General features: G+C 72.0%; 19 protein-coding genes. 9 read left to right on the top strand and 10 right to left on the bottom strand.

The features are described 5' to 3' along the window. The first annotated feature begins 16 nt into the window (after positions 1–16). From FK530_RS10375 to FK530_RS10365, 3 genes are read left to right on the top strand one after another with little or no spacing between them, the layout of a single operon-like run. On the top strand, positions 17–1,300 hold the full coding sequence (locus FK530_RS10375; RefSeq protein ID WP_146486927.1) for a magnesium transporter MgtE N-terminal domain-containing protein: 1,284 nt from the start codon (positions 17–19) through the stop codon (positions 1,298–1,300). After that, positions 1,297–1,833 carry a DUF1003 domain-containing protein gene (locus tag FK530_RS10370; RefSeq protein WP_146486926.1) on the top strand — a complete coding sequence of 179 codons (537 nt, stop codon included), beginning with the start codon at positions 1,297–1,299 and terminating at the stop codon, positions 1,831–1,833. The genes FK530_RS10375 and FK530_RS10370 overlap by 4 nt, the downstream gene beginning before the upstream one ends. Beyond that, a complete protein-coding gene (locus tag FK530_RS10365; protein WP_146486925.1) occupies positions 1,820–2,542 on the top strand; it encodes an Rv0361 family membrane protein in 723 nt (240 codons plus the stop codon). The genes FK530_RS10370 and FK530_RS10365 overlap by 14 nt, the downstream gene beginning before the upstream one ends. A gap of 1 nt (position 2,543) precedes the next feature. Here FK530_RS10365 and ahcY read toward each other — a convergent pair whose 3' ends face one another. The 4 genes from ahcY to FK530_RS26880 form a co-directional block, all read right to left on the bottom strand. Beyond that, complete coding sequence (gene ahcY / locus FK530_RS10360; RefSeq protein ID WP_166443279.1) at positions 2,544–4,019, bottom strand: adenosylhomocysteinase; 1,476 nt, start codon at positions 4,017–4,019, stop codon at positions 2,544–2,546. 196 nt (positions 4,020–4,215) lie between these two features. Beyond that, complete coding sequence (locus FK530_RS10355) at positions 4,216–5,712, bottom strand: amino acid permease (protein ID WP_146486924.1); 1,497 nt, start codon at positions 5,710–5,712, stop codon at positions 4,216–4,218. An 88-nt stretch (positions 5,713–5,800) separates the two neighbouring features. Further along, the gene (locus FK530_RS10350) at positions 5,801–7,525 is read right to left on the bottom strand and encodes an ABC transporter ATP-binding protein (protein WP_158645073.1); all 1,725 of its coding nucleotides are present in this window, start codon (positions 7,523–7,525) and stop codon (positions 5,801–5,803) included. A 13-nt stretch (positions 7,526–7,538) separates the two neighbouring features. Then, complete coding sequence (locus FK530_RS26880) at positions 7,539–7,667, bottom strand: hypothetical protein (protein WP_255603085.1); 129 nt, start codon at positions 7,665–7,667, stop codon at positions 7,539–7,541. A 193-nt stretch (positions 7,668–7,860) separates the two neighbouring features. Between FK530_RS26880 and FK530_RS10345 the strand changes: the two genes are divergently transcribed. Continuing rightward, entirely contained in the window at positions 7,861–8,064 is a 204-nt protein-coding gene (locus tag FK530_RS10345; protein ID WP_146486922.1) for a hypothetical protein, read from the top strand. A 12-nt stretch (positions 8,065–8,076) separates the two neighbouring features. Here the strand turns inward: FK530_RS10345 and manA are convergent, their stop codons facing one another. The 4 genes from manA to FK530_RS10325 all read right to left on the bottom strand — a co-directional run bounded on the left by manA (position 8,077) and on the right by FK530_RS10325 (position 12,479). Next, positions 8,077–9,318, bottom strand: coding sequence for a mannose-6-phosphate isomerase, class I (gene manA / locus FK530_RS10340; RefSeq protein ID WP_146487011.1), 1,242 nt, complete (start codon positions 9,316–9,318; stop codon positions 8,077–8,079). Next, complete coding sequence (locus FK530_RS10335; protein WP_146486921.1) at positions 9,318–10,424, bottom strand: tobH protein; 1,107 nt, start codon at positions 10,422–10,424, stop codon at positions 9,318–9,320. Before FK530_RS10335 ends, manA begins: the two co-directional genes overlap by 1 nt. Positions 10,425–10,493: 69 nt before the next feature. Further along, positions 10,494–11,864, bottom strand: a complete 1,371-nt coding sequence (locus tag FK530_RS10330; protein WP_146486920.1) for a phosphomannomutase/phosphoglucomutase — start codon at positions 11,862–11,864, stop codon at positions 10,494–10,496. 129 nt (positions 11,865–11,993) lie between these two features. Continuing rightward, positions 11,994–12,479, bottom strand: coding sequence for a DUF3499 domain-containing protein (locus tag FK530_RS10325; protein WP_146486919.1), 486 nt, complete (start codon positions 12,477–12,479; stop codon positions 11,994–11,996). A 101-nt stretch (positions 12,480–12,580) separates the two neighbouring features. On the opposite strand from FK530_RS10325, the gene FK530_RS10320 reads away from it, so the two are divergent. After that, positions 12,581–13,081, top strand: a complete 501-nt coding sequence (locus FK530_RS10320) for a metallopeptidase family protein (protein WP_146486918.1) — start codon at positions 12,581–12,583, stop codon at positions 13,079–13,081. Positions 13,082–13,196: 115 nt separating this feature from the next. Here FK530_RS10320 and FK530_RS10315 read toward each other — a convergent pair whose 3' ends face one another. Then, positions 13,197–13,523: a WhiB family transcriptional regulator gene (locus tag FK530_RS10315; RefSeq protein WP_068524587.1), complete on the bottom strand. Its 327-nt coding sequence runs from the start codon at positions 13,521–13,523 to the stop codon at positions 13,197–13,199. 349 nt (positions 13,524–13,872) lie between these two features. On the opposite strand from FK530_RS10315, the gene cofD reads away from it, so the two are divergent. Genes cofD through FK530_RS10300 form a run of 3 tightly spaced genes read left to right on the top strand, consistent with a single transcriptional unit; the run spans position 13,873 to position 16,928 of the window. Further along, positions 13,873–14,898, top strand: coding sequence for a 2-phospho-L-lactate transferase (gene cofD, locus FK530_RS10310; RefSeq protein ID WP_146486917.1), 1,026 nt, complete (start codon positions 13,873–13,875; stop codon positions 14,896–14,898). Then, entirely contained in the window at positions 14,895–16,367 is a 1,473-nt protein-coding gene (locus tag FK530_RS10305) for a coenzyme F420-0:L-glutamate ligase (RefSeq protein ID WP_146486916.1), read from the top strand. The genes cofD and FK530_RS10305 overlap by 4 nt, the downstream gene beginning before the upstream one ends. 3 nt (positions 16,368–16,370) lie before the next feature. Continuing rightward, positions 16,371–16,928 (top strand): NUDIX hydrolase, encoded by a 558-nt coding sequence (locus FK530_RS10300; RefSeq protein WP_146486915.1) that lies wholly within the window; start codon positions 16,371–16,373, stop codon positions 16,926–16,928. Positions 16,929–16,937: 9 nt separating this feature from the next. Here FK530_RS10300 and FK530_RS10295 read toward each other — a convergent pair whose 3' ends face one another. Then, positions 16,938–17,810, bottom strand: a complete 873-nt coding sequence (locus FK530_RS10295) for an SDR family NAD(P)-dependent oxidoreductase (protein WP_146486914.1) — start codon at positions 17,808–17,810, stop codon at positions 16,938–16,940. Positions 17,811–18,002: 192 nt separating this feature from the next. Between FK530_RS10295 and FK530_RS10290 the strand changes: the two genes are divergently transcribed. Next, positions 18,003–18,812 carry an alpha/beta fold hydrolase gene (locus tag FK530_RS10290; RefSeq protein WP_146486913.1) on the top strand — a complete coding sequence of 270 codons (810 nt, stop codon included), beginning with the start codon at positions 18,003–18,005 and terminating at the stop codon, positions 18,810–18,812. Positions 18,813–18,843 lie beyond the last annotated feature (31 nt).

Below are 18,843 nucleotides of genomic sequence, written 5' to 3'. Positions count from 1 at the left end.
AACTACCCTGAAGTACATGTCGGCTGTCTCCAGAGTATTCGTCGCGCGACTGTCCGGCTTGCCCGTCGTCGGCCCGGACGGCGAATCCGTCGGCCGCGTCCGGGACGCGGTGATCGGCCTGCGCGCCGATCGCAAGGCGCCGCGGGTCCTCGGACTCGCGGTGGAACTGGCGAACCGCCGCCGCATCTTCGTGCCGATGCTCCGCGTGACCAGCATCGAACCCGCCGCCGTCACCCTCAACACGGGGTCGGTGAGCCTGCGCCGACTGCACATCCGCCCCGGCGAGGCGCTCGCCCTCGGACAGCTCCTGGGCACCAAGGTCCGCATCGAGGAGCCCGGGGAACCGTACGACGGTGCCGACGCCTCCGTGGCCGACGTCGGGATCGAGCAGACCCGCACGCGCGACTGGGTCGTGCACCGCCTGGCCGTGAAGATCCGCGCGACCGGCTGGAGCCGGCGCGGGGGCGTGCAGGTGGTGGACCTGCCCCACGTCTACGGCTTCACGACCACGGCACTCACGGGCGCCGACCACGACATCGCCGAGGCGCTGACCGTCTTCGAGGACATGCGCGCCACCGATGTCGCGCAGGCCCTGCGTGAGCTGCCGGCGCAGCGCAGGCTCTCGATCGCGGCGGCCTTCGACGACGAGCGGCTCGCCGACGTCCTCCAGGAGCTCGGCGACGACGACCAGGCCGAGGTGATCGCGTACCTGTCCAAGGCCCGCGCCGCCGACGTGCTCGAGGCGATGGACCCCGACGACGCCGCCGACCTCTTGGGCGAACTGCCCGACACCCAGCGCGAGGAGCTGCTGTCGGTGATGGACCCCGAGGACTCGGGCACCGTCCGCCGCCTGCTCACGTTCTCGCCCTACACCGCGGGCGGCATGATGACGCCCGAGCCGATCGTCGTGACCCCGTCGACCACGGTGGCCGAGGCCCTCGCCCGGGTCCGCAACCCCGACATCACGCCCGCGCTGGCCAGCATGGTCTTCGTGGTGCGGCCCCCGACGGCGACGCCGACCGGCCGCTACCTCGGCGCGGTGCACCTGCAGCAGCTGCTGCGTGAGCCCCCGGCCGACCTGGTGGGCGGCATCGTCGACACCGACCTGCCGCGCCTCGGGCCGGACGACCCCCTCGGTGCGGTGACCCGCTATTTCGCGGCGTACAACCTGGTCAGCGGGCCGGTCATCGACGCGGAGAACCACCTGCTGGGGGCCGTGTCCGTCGATGACGTCCTCGACCACCTGCTTCCCGAGGACTGGCGCGACGAGGACGAGCACACCGAGGAGGTGACCGGATGAAGGAGCGTTCCCGGCTCGACACCCCGCGGCTCTCGCGCAGCTTCAACTTGAACCTGGGCGACGACATGATCGGCCAGGGCGCCGAGAGCGTCGCCCGGTTCCTGGGAACCGGGCGCTACCTCGCGATCCAGACCGTGATCGTGCTCGTGTGGATCGCGCTCAACGTCCTGTGGTTCACCTACCACTTCGATCCGTACCCGTTCATCCTGCTCAACCTGGCCTTCTCGACCCAGGCCGCGTACGCCGCGCCGCTCATCCTGCTCGCGCAGAACCGGCAGGAGAGCCGCGACCGGGTCTCGCTCGACGAGGACCGGATGCGCGCCGCGCAGACCAAGGCCGACACCGAGTTCCTCGCCCGCGAGCTGGCCTCGGTGCGCCTGGCCGTGGGCGAGGCCGCGAGCCGCGACTACATGCGCCGCGAGCTCGACGAGGTGCACGAGAAGCTGGACGCGCTCACCGCGCTGCTGCAGACCCTGGAACACCGCAGCCACGCGCCCGCGACGCCGGAGGACCGCGGCGATGCGCCCGACTGACCCGCGCGAACTGCTGCATCCCGTCCTGCCGCCGGAGACCTATCAGCGCCTCGGGATCGCCCCGCCGCGGCCGCCGCAGCTGTACGGCACGGGCGGACCGGTCTCCTCGGCGGGCACGCCCTACCTCACGGGGCGGGCCGTGACCGGCGCTCCGGCACCGTCGCCCGCGGACGCACCGGCACCGTCGGGCCCGGTTCCCGTGCCCGGTACGGCGCCCTACACCCCGGCGGTTCCCGCGGGGCCGCCGCCGGCCAAGGACCGGTCGGTGGCGATCGTGCTGGGCGCGACGGTGCTGATCATCGCGATCATCCTCGGCGCGACCTGGTACATCCTCGCCAACCGCTCCAGCGCCGGCGACGAGCAGCAGATCCGCGACGTCATCGCCGCCGAGACGAAGACCCTCAACGACCGGGACCTGTCGGCGCTGATCGGCGTCCGCTGCGCCACGGACGTCGCGATGCTGCAGACCCAGTTCACCGCGCAGACCTTCGCCGCCGAGATCGACACGCTGCTCGGGCCGGACGGTCGCTGGGAGGTCGTCGTCGGGCAGATCCGGGTCGACGGCGGCGCGGGCACCGCGGAGGCCGAGGTCACGTCGACGCCGGTGGGCTCATCGACAGTGGTCTCGAAGTCCCTCACGGACACGACCACCCTCCGGAAGGAGTCCGGAGGGTGGAAGGTGTGCGTGAGTTCGTCGCGGGTGCGGTGACTCAGTAGCGGTAGTGCTCGGGCTTGTACGGGCCCTCGACGTCGACGCCGATGTACTCCGCCTGCTCCTTGGTGAGCTTGGTCAGGGTGCCGCCCAGGGCCTCGACGTGGATCCGCGCGACCTTCTCGTCGAGGTGCTTCGGCAGGCGGTAGACCTCGTTGTCGTACTCGTCGGGCTTGGTCCACAGCTCGACCTGCGCGATGACCTGGTTGCTGAAGCTGTTGGACATCACGAACGACGGGTGGCCCGTCGCATTGCCCAGGTTCAGCAGGCGGCCCTCGGAGAGCACGACGATCGACTTGCCGGTGTCCCCGAAGGTCCACTGGTCGACCTGCGGCTTGATGTTCAGGCGCACGGCGCCCGACTTCTCCAGGCCCGCCATGTCGATCTCGTTGTCGAAGTGGCCGATGTTGCCGAGGATCGCATGATCCTTCATCGCCTTCATGTGCTCGAGCAGGATGATGTCCTTGTTGCCCGTCGAGGTGATGACGATGTCGGCGTCGCCGATCGCGTCCTCGACGGTGACCACGTCGAAGCCGTCCATGAGCGCCTGCAGGGCGTTGATCGGGTCGATCTCGGTGACCTGGACGCGCGCGCCCTGGCCCGCGAGCGACTCGGCGCAGCCCTTGCCCACGTCGCCGTAGCCGGTGATGAGCACCTTCTTGCCGCCGATCAGCACGTCGGTGCCGCGGTTGATGCCGTCGATCAGCGAGTGGCGGGTGCCGTACTTGTTGTCGAACTTGCTCTTGGTAACCGAGTCGTTGACGTTGATCGCCGGGAAGGCCAGCTCGCCGGCGGCGGCGAACTGGTACAGGCGCAGCACGCCGGTGGTGGTCTCCTCGGTGACGCCCTTGACCGACTCCGCGATCGTGCTCCACTTGGTGGCGTCCTTGGCCAGCGACTCGCGCAGCAGGGCCAGGAAGACCTGGTACTCGTGGCTGTCGGCGTCCTCGTCGGTGGGCGGGACCACGCCCGCGGCCTCGAACTGCGCGCCGCGCAGCACGAGCATGGTGGCGTCGCCGCCGTCGTCGAGGATCATGTTGGCGGGCTCGCCCGGCCAGGTGAGCATCTGCTCCGCGGCCCACCAATACTCCTCGAGGGTCTCGCCCTTCCAGGCGAAGACCGGCACGCCCTGCGGCGCCTCGACGGTGCCGTGCGGCCCCACGACCACGGCCGCAGCGGCCTCGTCCTGGGTGGAGAAGATGTTGCAGGAGGCCCAGCGGACCTCGGCGCCGAGCTCCACGAGGGTCTCGATGAGCACCGCGGTCTGCACCGTCATGTGCAGCGAGCCCGAGATCCGCGCGCCCTTGAGCGGCTTGACATCGGCGTACTCGCGGCGCAGCGCCATCAGGCCGGGCATCTCGTGCTCGGCCAGGCTGAGCTGCTTGCGGCCCGCCTCCGCGAGGGAGAGGTCCGCGACCTTGAAGTCGATTCCGTTCGCCGTATCGGCGGTCAGCGTAGAAGTCACGCGGTCCAGGCTATCGCTCCTGGTGCGCGGCGTCCCCGCCACCCGTTGCGGTTGCGTTCCGAACGTCGGGATTTTCGACGTTCCGCCGCCGGATTACGTCTCGAAGCGGCGCAGAACCCGAGTATCGGAACGGATCTGCCGGAAACGCAGAACCGCGGCGGGAGCAGATGCTCCGGCCGCGGTTCCGTGTGTGGGGACGCTGCGGTCAGTCGGCCAGCGACTCGATGACCTCGCCGCGCTCACGCCTGCCGAGCAACGAATGGTTCTTCGAGTAGACGAAATAGACGACCACGCCGAGTGCCATCCAGATGAGGAAGCGGACCCAGGTCTCGAGCGTGAGGTTGAACATCAACCAGCCGCAGGCGATGACCGACAGGATCGGCACCAGGGGCACGAGCGGGGCGGTGAAGCCACGCTTGAGGTCCGGGCGCTGCTTGCGCAGCACGATGACACCGACCGAGACCAGGACGAAGGCGAACAGCGTGCCTATGTTGATCAGCATGGTCAGTTCCTTGAGCGGGAAGATGCCGGCCAGGAACGCGACCACGACGCCGACGCCGACCGAGATCCGCACCGGCACGCCGCGGTCGGAGGTCTTGGCCAGCTGGCGCGGCAGCAGGCCGTCGCGGGCCATGGCGAAGAGGACGCGGTTCTGGCCCATGAGCAGCACCATCACCACGGTGGTGAGGCCGGCGAGCGCGCCGATCGAGATGATCGTCGCCGCCCAGTCCACGCCGTTGAGCGAGAAGGCGTAGGCCAGGTTCTTCTCGCCGCCGTCGCCGGCACTGGTGGCGAGGTCCTTGTAGCTAGCCATGCCCGTGACGACCACGGTGACCGCGATGTAGAGGACGGTGACGATCGCCAGCGAGCCCAGGATGCCGCGCGGCACGTCGCGCTGCGGCTTCACGGTCTCCTCGGCGGAGGTCGCCACGATGTCGAAGCCGATGAACGCGAAGAAGACGATGCCCGCGCCGGCGAGCACGCCGAACCAGCCGTACGACGAGCCGCTGCCGAAGATCGCTTGGAACAGCGTGGAGTCCAGAGTGACGCCGGACTTCTCGCCCGGCACGGATTCGGGGACGAACGGCGAGTAGTTCGAGCCCTTGATGTAGAAGGCGCCGACCACGATGACGAGCAGCACGACGGCCACCTTGATCGCCGTGATCACGGCGGACACGCGCGAGGAGACCTTCGCCCCGAAGGTGAGCAGGACCGTCAGGACGCCGACGATGAGCATCGCGCCCCAGTCGATCGTGTGGCCCCCGATCTCGACCGCCGCCGGACCCGTGCCGAAGACCGTGCCGAGGTAGCTCGACCAGCCGCTCGCCACCGCCGCGGCGGCGATGGAGAACTCCAGCACCAGGTCCCAGCCGATGATCCACGCGACGAATTCGCCGAAGGTGGCATAGGAGAACGTGTAGGCCGAACCGGCGACCGGCACCGTCGACGCGAACTCGGCATAGCAGAGCGCGGCGAGGCCGCACGCGATCGCGGCGATGATGAACGACACCGAGACCGCCGGGCCCGAGTAATCACCTGCCGTCGAGGCGCCGATGGTGAAGATGCCGGCACCGACGACGACCGCGACGCCGAAGATCGTGAGGTCCCATGCGGTCAGCTGTTTCTTGAGCCGGGTGCCGACCACCTCGGTATCGGCGATCGATTGTTCCACCGATTTGGTGCGCAGCAGTGGGTTGGCCATGCGTGCTCCTGTGTCGTCTCGGGTGTGTGAGTCGTCTCGGGTCTGTGACGATTCATCAAACACCACTGCGGCACCGCAGCGGGGCATTTCAGGCGTCTGCACCCACCGCCGCCACGACCCGTCCGCCCGCGACCCGGTAACAGCGATCGGCGGCGGCGCGGAGCACCGGATCGTGCGTGATCACGATGACGGTGCGGCGCACCGCGATCGACCGCAGCACGCCCACCAGCCGCTCGGTGTTCGCACGGTCCAGCCCGGTACTGGGTTCGTCGAGGATCAGCACCGGCGTGAGCCGGCCCAGCCCGCGCGCGAGGGCGATCCGCTGCCGCTGCCCGCCCGAGAGCTCCTCCCCGCCCAGGGACGTCGGCGTGGCGTAGCCGTCGGGCAGCCCGCGCACGAACTCGTCGGCACCCGCCAGCGCGCCCGCGACGCACGGGTCGGCACCGCTGCCGTAGGCGATGTTCGAGGCCAGCGTGCCGGTCCGGATCACGGCACGTTGGGGCACGAGCGTCACCAGTTCTCCGAGCGCGGCGCCCGCCGGGGCCACCCGCTCCCCCAGTACGACGGTGCCCTCGGCCTCCGTCAGCCCCGCGAGCACCTGCGCGAGCGTCGACTTCCCGGAGCCGGAGGGCCCCACGAGGGCCGTCAGCGCGCCCGGTTCGGCCGAGAACTCGGGACAGTCGAGAACGAAATCCCCGCGCCGAGCGCGCAGATCGGTCACCCGCACGACAAGACCGGGAGGGACGAGCCGCGTGCCGCCACCGCCAAGACCGTCACCACCTGGGCGGTCACCGCCGAGCGGAACGGCGCCGGCGGGCGGCGCACCGTCGACCCGGGCGGACCGCGGTGCGGCGCGGAGGGGACCCACGACCTCGACCAGGCGATCGGCGCTGACCCGCGCGCCGACGAGCGCGAGGCGGCTCTCGGCGACGTCCTGTACCCGGGGATAGAGGTATCCCAGGTAGCCGGTGAGCGCGATCAGCGCGCCGTAGGTGAGGCCGCCGGTGCGCACCAGTGCCACCCCGGCCACCGAGACGGCGATCAGCGTGAGCGCCTGCGCCGACCCCAGGACACCGCCGAACGCGGCGTGCACGCGGGCCTCCCGCATGCGGGCCGCGAGCAGCGCGGCGCCGCGACGGTGCACCTCGGCGCGTTCGGCGGGCTCCATCGTGTGCAGGCGCACGTGTTCGACGGTGGAGGAGACCTCGGCGATCGCCGTCCCGAGCGCCGAGTGGGCGGTGCGCTCGCGCGCCGTCGCCCGTTCCTGCGCGCCGCGAAAGGCCCGGGCGAGGCCCATGAGCACGGGCACCGCCACCAGTGCGACGAGGGTCAGCTGCCAGCTCAGCCACCAGGCGGCGCCGATCAGGCCGCCCGTCGTCAGCACGGCGACGACGGCCTGCACCACGGACACCGAGAGCGCGGTCTCCAGCACGACCACGTCCTCGGTGAGGCGGACGACCACGTCCCCCGCGGAGAGCCGGTGCACCGCGTCCATCGGCAGGCGCAGCAGCTGCGCGAAGACCTCGTCGCGCAGGGCGAGGACGGTGCCCTCCGCGGCCCGGCAGGTAGCGAGGGTCCCGGCGTAGGTGAGGGCCGCGCCGAGCAGGGTGACGGCCACCCAGGAGGCGACGCCCCGCGCCGCGGCTCCGTGGGAGTCGGAGTCGAGGACCGTGGTGAGGACGTCGGCCATGACCAGCACCGATGCGACCTCGACGAGTGCCGCCGCGACCAACAGCGCCAGGCCACCGACGAGGGATCGTCGGTGGCCCGGCGTGAAGGTCCACAGCAGCCGAAGGAGGCCGGTGGATGTCATCGGACTCCTCGGGTCACTGCCAGACCCAGTCCCACCGGCGCGCCTGTGGGTTCCACCGACGCACGCGGCGGCGCTGGGGCTGCTGCGGCTTCGGCTGACCCGGTCGCTGTCCCTGACCGTTGCCCTGTCCCGGTGCTGCCATGTGTTCATCTCCTTGCGTCGCGGCCCGTTCGGCCTGTTTCCGATGTGCAAGGACCACTCTGGCGGCGGTGTCTGGGCGTCCTCTGCCGCGGAGCTGGCAGTCGTATGGGAGGCCGCGAAGTTACCCGCGGGTGTTACTGGCCGGTACGCGAAAACTGTTGGCGTACCGCCGAGTAACACTTACCGTCGGGCCTATGACCAAGACTTTCGCGCACACCACCGATCAGACCGTCGCCCAGCTCCTCAGCATCGTCGAGGGCGGCGACGACGTGCTGCTCACGCGCGACGGCAAGCCGCTCGCCGTGCTCAGCAAGGCACAGCCCGAGGCCGTCGCCGTGGCGAACATGCAGACCTTCGACATCCCCGAGACCTTCTACGAGAACCTCGGCGGCTGCTGATCCCTCGGTGATCTAATGCCCGCCCACCAGCGTGCGGAAGAACTCCGCCGCCGGTGAGTGGGCCGTCACCACGACGCCCGGGTCCGAGGCGGCCATCCACAGGCCGCTGCCCGCGGGCACGTCGATCGCCCTGCCCGCACTGCGCACCGTCACCGATCCGTCGGTGACCACGAGCAGCTGCGGGCCGCGTGCGTCCAGCTCCACCGACGCCGCGCGCTTGAGCGCGGTCCCGTCGAGCCGCACCCGCGAGACCCGGAACTCCGGCGCGGGCGTCGCGAAGACCACCTCGGGGCCGACCGTCGAGGTCCGGGGCGCCAGGTCCGACGGTGCGCGAGGCGTGAAGTCCAGCACCCGCAGCAGCTCCGGCACGTCGACGTGCTTGGGGGTCAGTCCGCCGCGGAGCACGTTGTCGGAGTTCGCCATGACCTCCACGGCCGCGCCGCTCACGTAGGCGTGCAGGTTGCCCGCGGAGAGGTACAGGGCCTGCCCCGGTTCCAGCACGATCCGGTTGAGCAGCAGCGCCGCCAGCACCCCGGCGTCGTCCGGGTAGCGCTCCCCCAGCGTCAGCGCGAGCTGCGCCTCCCCCTTGAACCGCTCCGCCCCGCTCTCCAGGTACCGCACGCAGCCGCCGAGCACCGCGGGCACCAGCACCGCCAGCGCGGGCTGCGGCAAGGTGATCCACGTGGTGACCAGCGCGCGCAGGCCCTGCGAGTCCGGCTGCCCGGCGAGCAGCCCCAGGTAGCTGTCCAGTTCGGGCACGGCCAGCACCCGCAGCAGTTCGACGGTGACGGCCGGGTCGCGGAAGCCGGCCAGAGCCTCGAACCGGCTCAGCGCGATCACGACCTCCGGTTTGTGCGCGGCGTCGCGGTAGTTGCGCTCGGGCGCGTCGAGCGGGATGCCGGCGGCGTTCTCCCGGGCGAAGCCCTCCTCGGCCTGCTCCCTCGAGGGATGCGCCTGCAGCGAGAGCGGCTCGTCCGCCGCGAGGACCTTCACCAGGTAGGGCAGCCGGTCGCCGAAGTCGCCCCGGCACGTGGGTCCCAGCTGACCGTCGAGGTCGGCGCCGATCGCGGACAGCAGGTCGCCGTCGGTCGCGGTGTCGGAGGCGTCGTAGAGCTTGGCGGGATCGGCGGGGTGCGCGCCGAACCACAGCTCGGCCTCCGGGTGATTCGACGGCACGTGCCGACCCTGCATCGTCGCCAGGACCGTGCGCGAGCCCCAGGCGTACGGCCGGATGACTCCCTCGATCCGCTGCATCACGCCTCCCCCGTCAGGCGCCGGTAGACCGACGCGAGATCGAACCGTACCGCGAGCGCGAGGAGGTCCAGCGCGTCCGCGCGCGGGCCCGCCGTCTCCGGCGAGCGCTCCGCGCCCTCGTCGACGGGCAGCGACTCCACGTCGGGCAGGGCGCGCAGCCGCGCCTCCACCATCGGCGCGCGCTGCTCCGTGGTCAGGATCAGGACCCGCAGCGGAGTCTGCGCCGCGGGACCGTCGAGGAACGGGTCGTGGAACAGCGGGTCCACCGCGGCTCCGGTCTCCAGCGCCCCGCCGGACGGCGCGGAGGTCAGCTCCGGCGTGGCCAGTTCGACGTCGGCGAGCCCCACCGCGGCGACCACCTGTCCGCCGAGCGTGAGCGCCTGCGACGCCGCGTGTTCCGCGACGGCGAGCCCCGGCGCGGTGTCGGCGGTGAGAGCGACCCGTCGGCCCGTCATGCGGGCGGCGAGGCGTTTCGCGGGATTGGACTCGATGTCACGGTCCGGCGCACCGCGCACGGCCTCGTCGTCGAGGGTCTCGGCGAGCGTGTGCAGGAAGCCCTCCCCGGGGGCGTCGCCGCGGTCGGTTCCCGCGAGGCGCCCGAGAACGGCGAGCAACGCGGCGGCGACGCCGACGAAGCCGAACCGCTCGGGCACCCGCAGGCGCGGCGAGAGGTCGACGGTGCGCCCGGCGGCCGCCTCGGCGACCGGGCCCTCCATGGGGACGGCGACCACGACCACGGCGCCGCGGCGCGAGGCCGTGGCGATGGCGCGGGCGAGCACGAGATCGCCCGCGTCGAATCCGCAGACGACCACCACATCGAGCGCGCCCACCCAGGGCGGCAGCTCGGTGGAGCGGACCAGCGGCACGTCGAACCGGCCGGCGGTGAGGGCCTCGACGAAGCCGGCGGCGGCCGCCGCCGGACCCGCACCGCAGACCACGACGACCGCGCGCGGGGCGAGGCCGTCGAGCTGCGCGAGCGCGCCCTCGTCGACGGCGGTGGCGACCGCGCGTGCCTGTGCGCCCGCGAGCGCCGCGGCACGCAGGTGCCCGCCCACGTCGGCCGCGATCAGGCCCGCCGGATCGTCGAGATCGGTGATCTCGGTCACGGCTTCCTCCCGTCCCATCGGCGTTGCGCCCCGCCGGCGCCGTTCCGACCGCCGGGGCACAGTGCGCGATCAGGCACGTACGATCGCCAGGATCCGCTCGGTCAACGCGCGCACCTCGTCCGTGGTCGCGGCCTCGACGTTCAGCCGGAGCAGCGGCTCGGTGTTGGAAGCGCGCAGGTTGAACCAGGCGCCCGAATCCAACTGTACCGTCACGCCGTCCAGTTCATCGGTGCTCTGGATTTCGTCTGCGAAAGCATCGAGTACGGCGCGGGTGCGCTCGCCCTGATCGGCCACCGTCGAGTTGATCTCGCCCGACGCGGCGTACCGGTCGTAGCCGCCCATGAGCTCCGACAGCGGTGCGTCCTGCTCCCCGAGGGCGGCGAGCACGTGCATGGCCGCGAGCATCCCGGAGTCGGCGCCCCAGAACTCGCGGAAGTAGTAGTGCGCGGAGTGCTCGCCGCCGAACACGGCGCCGGTCTCGGCCATCTGCGCCTTGATGAAGGAGTGCCCGACACGCGTCCGCACGGGGGTGCCGCCGTTCTCCACGATGATCTCCGGCACCGCCTTCGACGTGATGAGGTTGTGGATCACGGTGGCGCCCGGGTTCTTCGCGAGCTCCCGCTCCGCGACCAGCGCCGTCACCGCCGACGGGGACACCGGCTCCCCCTTCTCGTCCACCACGAAGCAGCGGTCGGCGTCGCCGTCGAAGGCGAGGCCGATGTCGGCGCCCTGCTCGACGACGAACTTCTGCAGGTCGACGAGGTTCTTCGGGTCGAGCGGGTTGGCCTCGTGGTTCGGGAAGTTACCGTCGAGCTCGAAGAACAGCGCCCGCACGTCGAGCGCCTCGACGGGCCCGAGGACCGAGGGCACGGTGAAGCCGCCCATGCCGTTGCCGGCGTCGACGGCCACCCGCAGCGGGCGCGACCCGGACAGGTCGACGAGCCCGCGCAGGTAGTCGCCGTACTCGTCGAGCACGTCGCGCTCGGACACCCGGCCGGGCGCACCGTCGTACGACGGGACGCCGTTCGCCACCTGCTCGGTGATGGCCCCCAGCCCCGTCTCCTGCCCGACCGGCTTGGCGCCGGCCCGGCACAGCTTGATGCCGTTGTACGCGGCCGGGTTGTGCGAGGCGGTGAACATCGCGCCGGGGCGATCGAGCAGGCCGGAGGCGAAGTACAGCTCGTCGGTGGAGGCGAGGCCGATGAGCGTGACGTTCACGCCCTGCGCGGTGACACCCTCGGCGAACGCCGCGGACAGCGTCGGCGACGAGTCGCGCATGTCGTGGCCCACGACGGCGTCGGTGGCGCCCTCGCCGCGGATCAGCGCGCCGAAGGCCGCGCCCACGTCGCGGACGAAGGCCTCATCGATCTGCTCCCCGACGAGGCCGCGCACGTCGTACGCCTTGATGACAGCCTGCACCGACTCCAGCGCTCGAACCACGCTCGACGACCTCCTCGTGAACGGCATTCGGGTACCCGGCGGGCCCCGTTACGGACGCCCCACCCTATCGGCAATCAGGACACGGACGGACATCCGACGCGGAGGGAGTGACGGCTTCTCGGGCGACTCTCAGTCGACCGGGTCGGGAAGGACCCGAAGATGGCCGCGGCGGCCCGACGGCGCCGCGTGCTTGGGCCCGGATCCCGCGGGCTTGGCCGACGGGGTGAGCGGGGAGCCGCCGAGTCCGTCGTGCACGGGACGCATGGCGCCGATCGGCGGCAGCGAGCGCAGCGGCGCGTCGGTGGGCTCGGTGCTGTGGCGACCCTGCTCGCGGGCGGCGCGCTCGTGCACGGTGTCGGCCAGCGCGGTGAGGTCGTCGTCGAGGGCGGCGCTCCCCACCGAGGCGGCGCTGTAGGCGGGGAGGTTGCGCAGCATCTCCCAGCCGCGGGGCGCCGTCATACGGGTGGCGTGGAACTCGCAGAGGTCCCAGGAATGGGGCTCGCTCGTGGTTCCCAGCGGGCCCAACACGGCGATCGACTGGCGGTAGTCGAACGTCAGCGTCGCCACGGCGTGGTTCCTGCAGCCGGGGCGGCAGCACTGACGGACGGAGTTCACAGCAAGAAGGTTAACCCGTGGCCGCGGCGCCGCGCTCCCGACACACCGTTCGGCCGTCCGCGGCGGCCGTCCGCGGCGCTTCCACCTAGACTGAGAACACGATGAGAAGCAGGAGAGGGACGCCCACGAGCGGCGCGCGACTGCGCCGCCGCGTATCGCGCGACCGGCGCGGCCACGGGCTGCGTGGGCCGCTGGTGCCCCGCGACCTCCCCGCCTATCGCACGCGGTCGCAGGACTTCGACGAGGTGGTCCTCGACGCCTTCGCCGAGATCGACTCGCTGTGGCACGACCGGTTGACCGACCTGGACATCGCCGTCGACGACGTGCCGGGAATCCTGCCCCACGATCCGGATGCGGTGTCGTGGCCCGCGGAGGTGGAGGCCGACGGCCCGATCCCGTTGGCGCGCATGGTGCCCGTGGGGATCGACCGGCGGGGGAACCGCACGAGGGCGCGACTGATCCTGTTCCGCCGCCCCCTGCAACGTCGGGCGAAGACGGAGAGCGATCTGCTGGAGGAGATCCTCGCGATCCTGGTGCACCAGATCAGCGACTACCTCGGCGTGACGGAGGAGACTCTGCTCGCCGGCCCGGACGCGCTCTGACGATCGCGCATCGGGACGAGGCGAACTCCGCGGGCGATGCGATGCCGTCGCGCCCGCGCGACGGGTTCGTCGTAGCGCGCCGCCGCGCGAGCGACGGCCGCCGTACGACGAACGATCAGATGATGCCGCGCTTGAGCTTGCGGCGCTCACGCTCGGACAGACCACCCCAGATGCCGAAGCGCTCGTCCTTCTGGAGGGCGTACTCGAGGCACTCGTTGCGCACCTCGCAGCCCAGGCAGATGCGCTTGGCCTCGCGAGTGGAGCCGCCCTTCTCGGGGAAGAACGCCTCGGGATCCGTCTGCGAGCACAGTGCGCGGTCCTGCCACTGATCCTCGACGGCCTCGTAGAGTTCCTCGAAACCCGCGGGCACGACACTCAAGTGCGCGCGGCTGGACCCACCGGAGAAGCTTCCGAACGGTTCACGATGAGCGTCGATCGTCATCGGCCCGCCTCCCTCGTTGCTTTCGTGGTGTTCGATGGTCTTTCGGTCTGCATGCCCCGCCGGCGAAGATCACGCCGCACTGAATGACACGATTGTGATTACACACGTGCAAAGCCGCCACGTCAAGCTGAACCGGGAAATTAGCTAATACCACCTGGACGGCCGGATGCGAGGCCTCGACACGTGGTTGAGATGTGATCCGCGTCATATTTCACACGCGCTCGCCGACGCACCACCGGGGCCGCGTCGCGCCTTCGATCATGCCAGGAAACGGGGCGTTCGCGCGACCTCCCCGACCGCCGCGACCCGTGGCGGCGGCGGTCGCCGGGCGACCATTACGCTCGAACCCGTGAAGGTGACGGTGCTGGTGGGCGGTGTCGGCGGTGCGCGGTTCCTCGAGGGCGCGCGGGAGCGCTTCGGGGTGACGACGTTCCCGGAGAAGGACGGCGCGGACCCGGGCGGCGCGGCCGGCGATGCGGTGACCGCGGTGGTGAACGTGGGCGACGACGCGTGGATGCACGGCGTGCGGATCTGCCCCGACCTCGACACCTGCATGTACACGCTCGGCGGCGGCATCGACACCGAGCGCGGCTGGGGTCACCGCAACGAGACGTGGCACGCCAAGGAGGAGCTCGCGAAGTACGGCGCCGATCCGGACTGGTTCGGCCTCGGCGACCGCGACCTCGCCACCCACCTCATCCGCACCCAGATGCTGAGTTCCGGGTATCCGCTCACCGACGTCACCGCGGCGCTGTGCAACCGCTGGCAGCCGGGCGTGCGACTGCTGCCCGCGACGGACGGGCGGCACGAGACGCACGTCGTGGTCGCGGACCCCGATTCCACCGACGGCGCCAAGAAGGCCATCCACTTCCAGGAGTGGTGGGTGCGCTACCGCGCCGATATCGAGACCTTCGGCTTCGCCCAGGTGGGCGGGGCCGACGGCCCCGGGTCCGGAAAGGCCCAGGCCTCGCGGGCCGCGCTCGCCGCTATCGAGGAGGCCGACGTGGTCTTCCTCGCCCCGTCGAACCCGGTCGTCTCGATCGGGGCGATCCTCTCGGTCGGTGGAATCCGCGCCGCGCTGCGCACCACGTCCGCCAAGGTCGTGGGCGTCTCCCCCGTGATCGGCGGCGCGCCGCTGCGCGGCATGGCCGACCGGTGCCTCGATGTGCTCGGCATCGAGACCAGCGCACAGGCCATCGGCGAGCACTTCGGGGCCCGCAGCGGCAACGGCATCCTCGACGGCTGGCTCGTCTCGGAGGAGGACGCGGGCACGGAGATCGACGGCCTGCCCGTCGCGGCGGTGCCGCTCCTGATGAGTTCGCCGCAGGCCACCGCGGCGATGATCGACGCCGGCCTCGAGTTGGTCGGCCTGTGACCGGCCCCGCCGCCGGGGCCCCGCTTCCGGGTCGCGGCCCGGAAGCACCGTCACGGCCGGGCCGCGGCCCGGAAGCACCGTCACGGCCGGGCCGCGGCCCGGAAGCACCGTCGCGGCCGGGCCGCGACCACGGCGCACCGTCGCTCGAGATCCTGCCCGTCTTCGGCGTCCCCGAGGTGACCGAGGGCGACGACGTGGGCGCCCTCCTCGCCGATGCGGCGCCCTGGCTCGCGGACGGCGACGTCGTGGTGATCACCTCCAAGGTCCTCTCCAAGGCGGAGGGTCGCGTGCTGCGGGCCCCGTCGGACCCCGAGGAGCGCGACGCCTTCCGCCGGCGCCTGATCGCCGACGAGTCGGTGCGCGTGCTGGCGACCAAGGGCCGCACGTGGATCACCGAGAACAAGCTCGGCATCGTGCAGGCCGCCTCGGGGGTGGACGCCTCCAACGTCGCCTCCGACACCGTCGCGTTGCTCCCCGAGGACCCCGACGGCAGCGCGGCCGCGGTCCGCGCCGCGCTGCGCGAGCGCCTCGGCGTGGACGTCGCGGTGCTGGTCACCGACACGATGGGCCGCGCCTGGCGGAACGGTCAGACGGACGCGGCGATCGGCGCCGCCGGCATGGAGGTGCTGCACGGCTACGCCGGCGCCGTCGACGCCTACGGCAACGACCTGGTGGTCACGGAGATCGCCGTCGCCGACGAGCTGGCCGCCGCCGCGGACCTGGTGAAGGGCAAGCTGGGCGGCGTCCCGGTCGCGGTGGTGCGCGGTTTCTCCGTCCGGGAGCCGGAACCCGGGTCGCCGCTCGCGACGGCGCGCGGCCTCGTCCGCCCCGGCGAGGACGACCTCTTCCACACCGGTGTCGAGCTCGCCCGCCGACAGGCGCTCCTGGTGCGCCGCTCGGTCCGCTCCTTCGCCGACGAGCCCGTCCCCGAGGAGGACGTGCGGGACGCCGTCGCGGAGGCCCTGACGGCCCCTGCGCCGCATCACACCCATCCGGTGCGGTTCGTGTGGGTGCGCGATGCCGCGCGCCGCACGGCGCTGCTGGACGCCATGAAGGACCAGTGGGCGGCCGACCTGTCGGGCGACGGGCGCACGCCCGAGTCCGTCGCGAAGCGCGTGCGCCGCGGGCAGCTGCTCTACGACGCCCCGGAGCTGATCCTGCCGTTCATGGTGCCCGACGGTGCCCACTCCTACCCCGACGCCCGCCGTACCGCCGCCGAGGAGACGATGTTCACCGTCGCCGTCGGCGCCGCCGTGCAGTCGCTGCTGGTCGCGCTGGCCGTGCGCGGCATCGGCAGCTGCTGGGTGGGGTCGACGATCTTCGCCGCCGAGACCGTGCGGACGATCCTGGACCTGCCGGACGACCACCGGCCCGCGGGCGCGATCGCGGTCGGGTATCCGGCGGATCCGTCCGTGCTGTCCGCGCCCCGCCCGCCGCTGCCGCCGGGCGCAATGCTCCTCGAAAGGTAGTCCGTGACCTTCGCCTCCCTGCACGCCTCCGCCGTCGACGTCCTCGCCCGGTTCGACGCCCGCACCGACGGCGACGACGCCCTGCGCCACACCGTGCTCGCCTTCCTCGACGCCCAGCCGAACGCGTGCGCCCGCGCCAACGTGCCCGGCCACATCACGGCGTCGGTGGTGATCCTCAACGAGGCGCGCACGCACGTCGTGCTGACCCATCACCCCCGCGTGGGCGAATGGCTGCAGCTGGGCGGACACTGCGAGGACAGCGATACGACGGTGCCCGCCGCCGCGCTCCGCGAGGGGCACGAGGAGTCAGGCCTCGCCGACCTCGTTCTCGACGCGGATCTGCTGACGCTGCACACGCACCCGATCCGGTGCTCGCTCGGCGTCCCGACGCGCCACCTGGACCTGCGTTTCCGGGCCTTCGCCGTCGGCCCGGGCACGCCCGACCTCGCGATCAGCCACGAGTCGAACGACCTGCGCTGGTGGCCCGTCGACGCCCTGCCGGAGTCGGCCGAGCACACCACCGTCGCCCACCAGGTCCGGGCCGCCCTCGCCCGGGACTGACGGTCCGGCTCAGGCCGTCGGGATGGTCCGCGGCGCGGCGGCCGCGTCCGGGTAGTCGGCGGAGCGGGCGAGATCGGCCCACTGCCGCACACCGTCGAGCCCGGCGGTGTACGCCGCGGTCAGGCGCTCGACGGCCTCGGCGCCGAGCGGGAGGCGGAGGGGCACGTCCGCCGACCGGACCACGTCGCCGATGATCCGGGCGGCCCGCGCCGGGTCGCCCTCCTGCGCACCGTCGGATCCGGTCAGGTCGCGCTGCACCGTCCCGACGGTCCGCCCGTACACCTCCGACGGTGCGGTCACCGCCAGGGAATGCGTGGTGTTGAAGCCGGTGCGGAACCGCGAGGGCTCCACGATGAGCACCCGCACCCCGAACTCCGCGACCTCGCCGGCGAGCGCCTCGGACCAGCCCTCGAGGGCGAACTTGCTCGCCGAGTACGCCCCGACGGCCGGGAAGGACAGCCGTCCGCCCTGGCTGCTCATCTGCACGACCGTCCCCGCACCGCGCTCCCGCATGCCCGGCAGCGCGGCCCGGGTCAGCGCGGCCGCGGCGAAGAAGTTCAGCTCGAGCTGCTCCCGCAAGAGCTCCATCGACAGCTCCTCCGCGGCGCCCGCGATCGCGCGGCCGGCGTTGTTGACGAGCACGTCGATCGGCGACTCCCCGATCACCGCGGCCACCCGCTCGACCGCCTCCCGATCGCGCAGGTCCGCCTCGACGACGTCCAGCCGACCCGGATGGGTGTCCGCCAGCTCCCGGACGGAGCCGGCGTCGCGGACGACCGCCGTGACCCTGTCGCCGCGCCCGAGCGCGTCCTCCACCAGACACCGCCCGAAGCCCTGCGAGGCCCCGGTGACCAGCAACTTCAGTTCTCTGTTCGTGTTCATGGCAGCGACGCTAGGCCTTCGAGCGCGCTCGAAGGCAAGCCCGGAACGCCGACGACGACGAACCCATCAGCGACGACTTTTCTGAGAGTGATTGCGTTCGTTCCTATCAATCCGTACGCTCCGAACAATCGTCCGGCGCACCGCCGGGCACCCGCGGGCCCCGCCCGCCCCGACCACGACGAGGTGGCAGAGATGTTGGCGTACGAACGATTCGGCTCGGGTGAGCCGCTGGTGCTGGTCCACGGGATCGCGCACCGCCGTCAGGCCTGGTACCCGGTGGCGGAGCGGCTCGCGCAGCACCGCGAGGTCATCCTGTTCGACCTCCCCGGACACGGCGAGTCCCCCGCGCTCGAGCTCGCGGGCCGCACCGTCCAGGAGGCCCTGCAGCAGCACCTGGAGGACCTGTTCGACGAACTGGGGCTCGTCCGGCCGCACATCGCCGGGAACTCGCTGGGCGGACGCATCGCGCTCGAGGCCGCGGCGAGCGGCATCGTCTCCAGCGCGACCGGGCTCTCCCCCGCCGGCTTCTGGCGCGACGACACCGACTTCCTGCTCATCCGCGCGCACTTCACCGCGCTGATCGCGGCGGGCCGGCTGGCGTCGCCGCTCGCGCCGCTGCTCACCCGCAGCGGGATCGGCCGCAAGCTGATGCTCGCCTCGCTGATGACGCACGGCGAGCGACTGGCCGCCGACCGCGTCCTCGGCGACCTGACGAACATGGTCGACTCCCGGCACACACTGCGCGACATCATCGGCGGCGCGTTCCCGTTCGAGGCCGACATCGCCGCCGACATCCCCGTCACCGTCGCCTGGGGCACACGGGACCGCGTCCTGCTCCCGTACCAGGGCCGCCGGGCCCGCCACCTGCTCCCCGCGGCGGAGCACGTCTGGCTTCCGGGCAGCGGTCACGTCCCCATGTCCGACGATGCCGACGCCGTCGTCGAGATCCTCCTCCGCGGCTCCTCGAACGGCCTCCTCGCCCGCGCCGACGACGCGGCCTGACGCGCGGCAGAACACCGCGGCCCGGGCACAG

It is taken from the genome of Tsukamurella conjunctivitidis, from assembly GCF_007858475.1.
Taxonomy (GTDB): domain Bacteria; phylum Actinomycetota; class Actinomycetes; order Mycobacteriales; family Mycobacteriaceae; genus Tsukamurella; species Tsukamurella conjunctivitidis.
This window is presented reverse-complemented; position numbering and strand designations above follow the sequence as displayed.

What these genes read in the sequence shown, in the direction of transcription:
- FK530_RS10375 (WP_146486927.1), top strand. Translation starts at nt 17, where the DNA reads ATGTCGGCTGTCTCCAGAGTATTCGTCGCGCGACTGTCCGGCTTGCCC.
- FK530_RS10370 (WP_146486926.1), top strand. Translation starts at nt 1,297, where the DNA reads ATGAAGGAGCGTTCCCGGCTCGACACCCCGCGGCTCTCGCGCAGCTTC.
- FK530_RS10365 (WP_146486925.1), top strand. Translation starts at nt 1,820, where the DNA reads ATGCGCCCGACTGACCCGCGCGAACTGCTGCATCCCGTCCTGCCGCCG.
- FK530_RS10355 (WP_146486924.1), bottom strand. Translation starts at nt 5,712, where the DNA reads ATGGCCAACCCACTGCTGCGCACCAAATCGGTGGAACAATCGATCGCC.
- FK530_RS10315 (WP_068524587.1), bottom strand. Translation starts at nt 13,523, where the DNA reads ATGACGATCGACGCTCATCGTGAACCGTTCGGAAGCTTCTCCGGTGGG.
- FK530_RS10320 (WP_146486918.1), top strand. Translation starts at nt 12,581, where the DNA reads ATGAGAAGCAGGAGAGGGACGCCCACGAGCGGCGCGCGACTGCGCCGC.
- FK530_RS10350 (WP_158645073.1), bottom strand. Translation starts at nt 7,525, where the DNA reads ATGACATCCACCGGCCTCCTTCGGCTGCTGTGGACCTTCACGCCGGGC.
- manA (WP_146487011.1), bottom strand. Translation starts at nt 9,318, where the DNA reads ATGCAGCGGATCGAGGGAGTCATCCGGCCGTACGCCTGGGGCTCGCGC.
- FK530_RS26880 (WP_255603085.1), bottom strand. Translation starts at nt 7,667, where the DNA reads ATGGCAGCACCGGGACAGGGCAACGGTCAGGGACAGCGACCGGGTCAG.
- FK530_RS10295 (WP_146486914.1), bottom strand. Translation starts at nt 17,810, where the DNA reads ATGAACACGAACAGAGAACTGAAGTTGCTGGTCACCGGGGCCTCGCAG.
- FK530_RS10290 (WP_146486913.1), top strand. Translation starts at nt 18,003, where the DNA reads ATGTTGGCGTACGAACGATTCGGCTCGGGTGAGCCGCTGGTGCTGGTC.
- FK530_RS10345 (WP_146486922.1), top strand. Translation starts at nt 7,861, where the DNA reads ATGACCAAGACTTTCGCGCACACCACCGATCAGACCGTCGCCCAGCTC.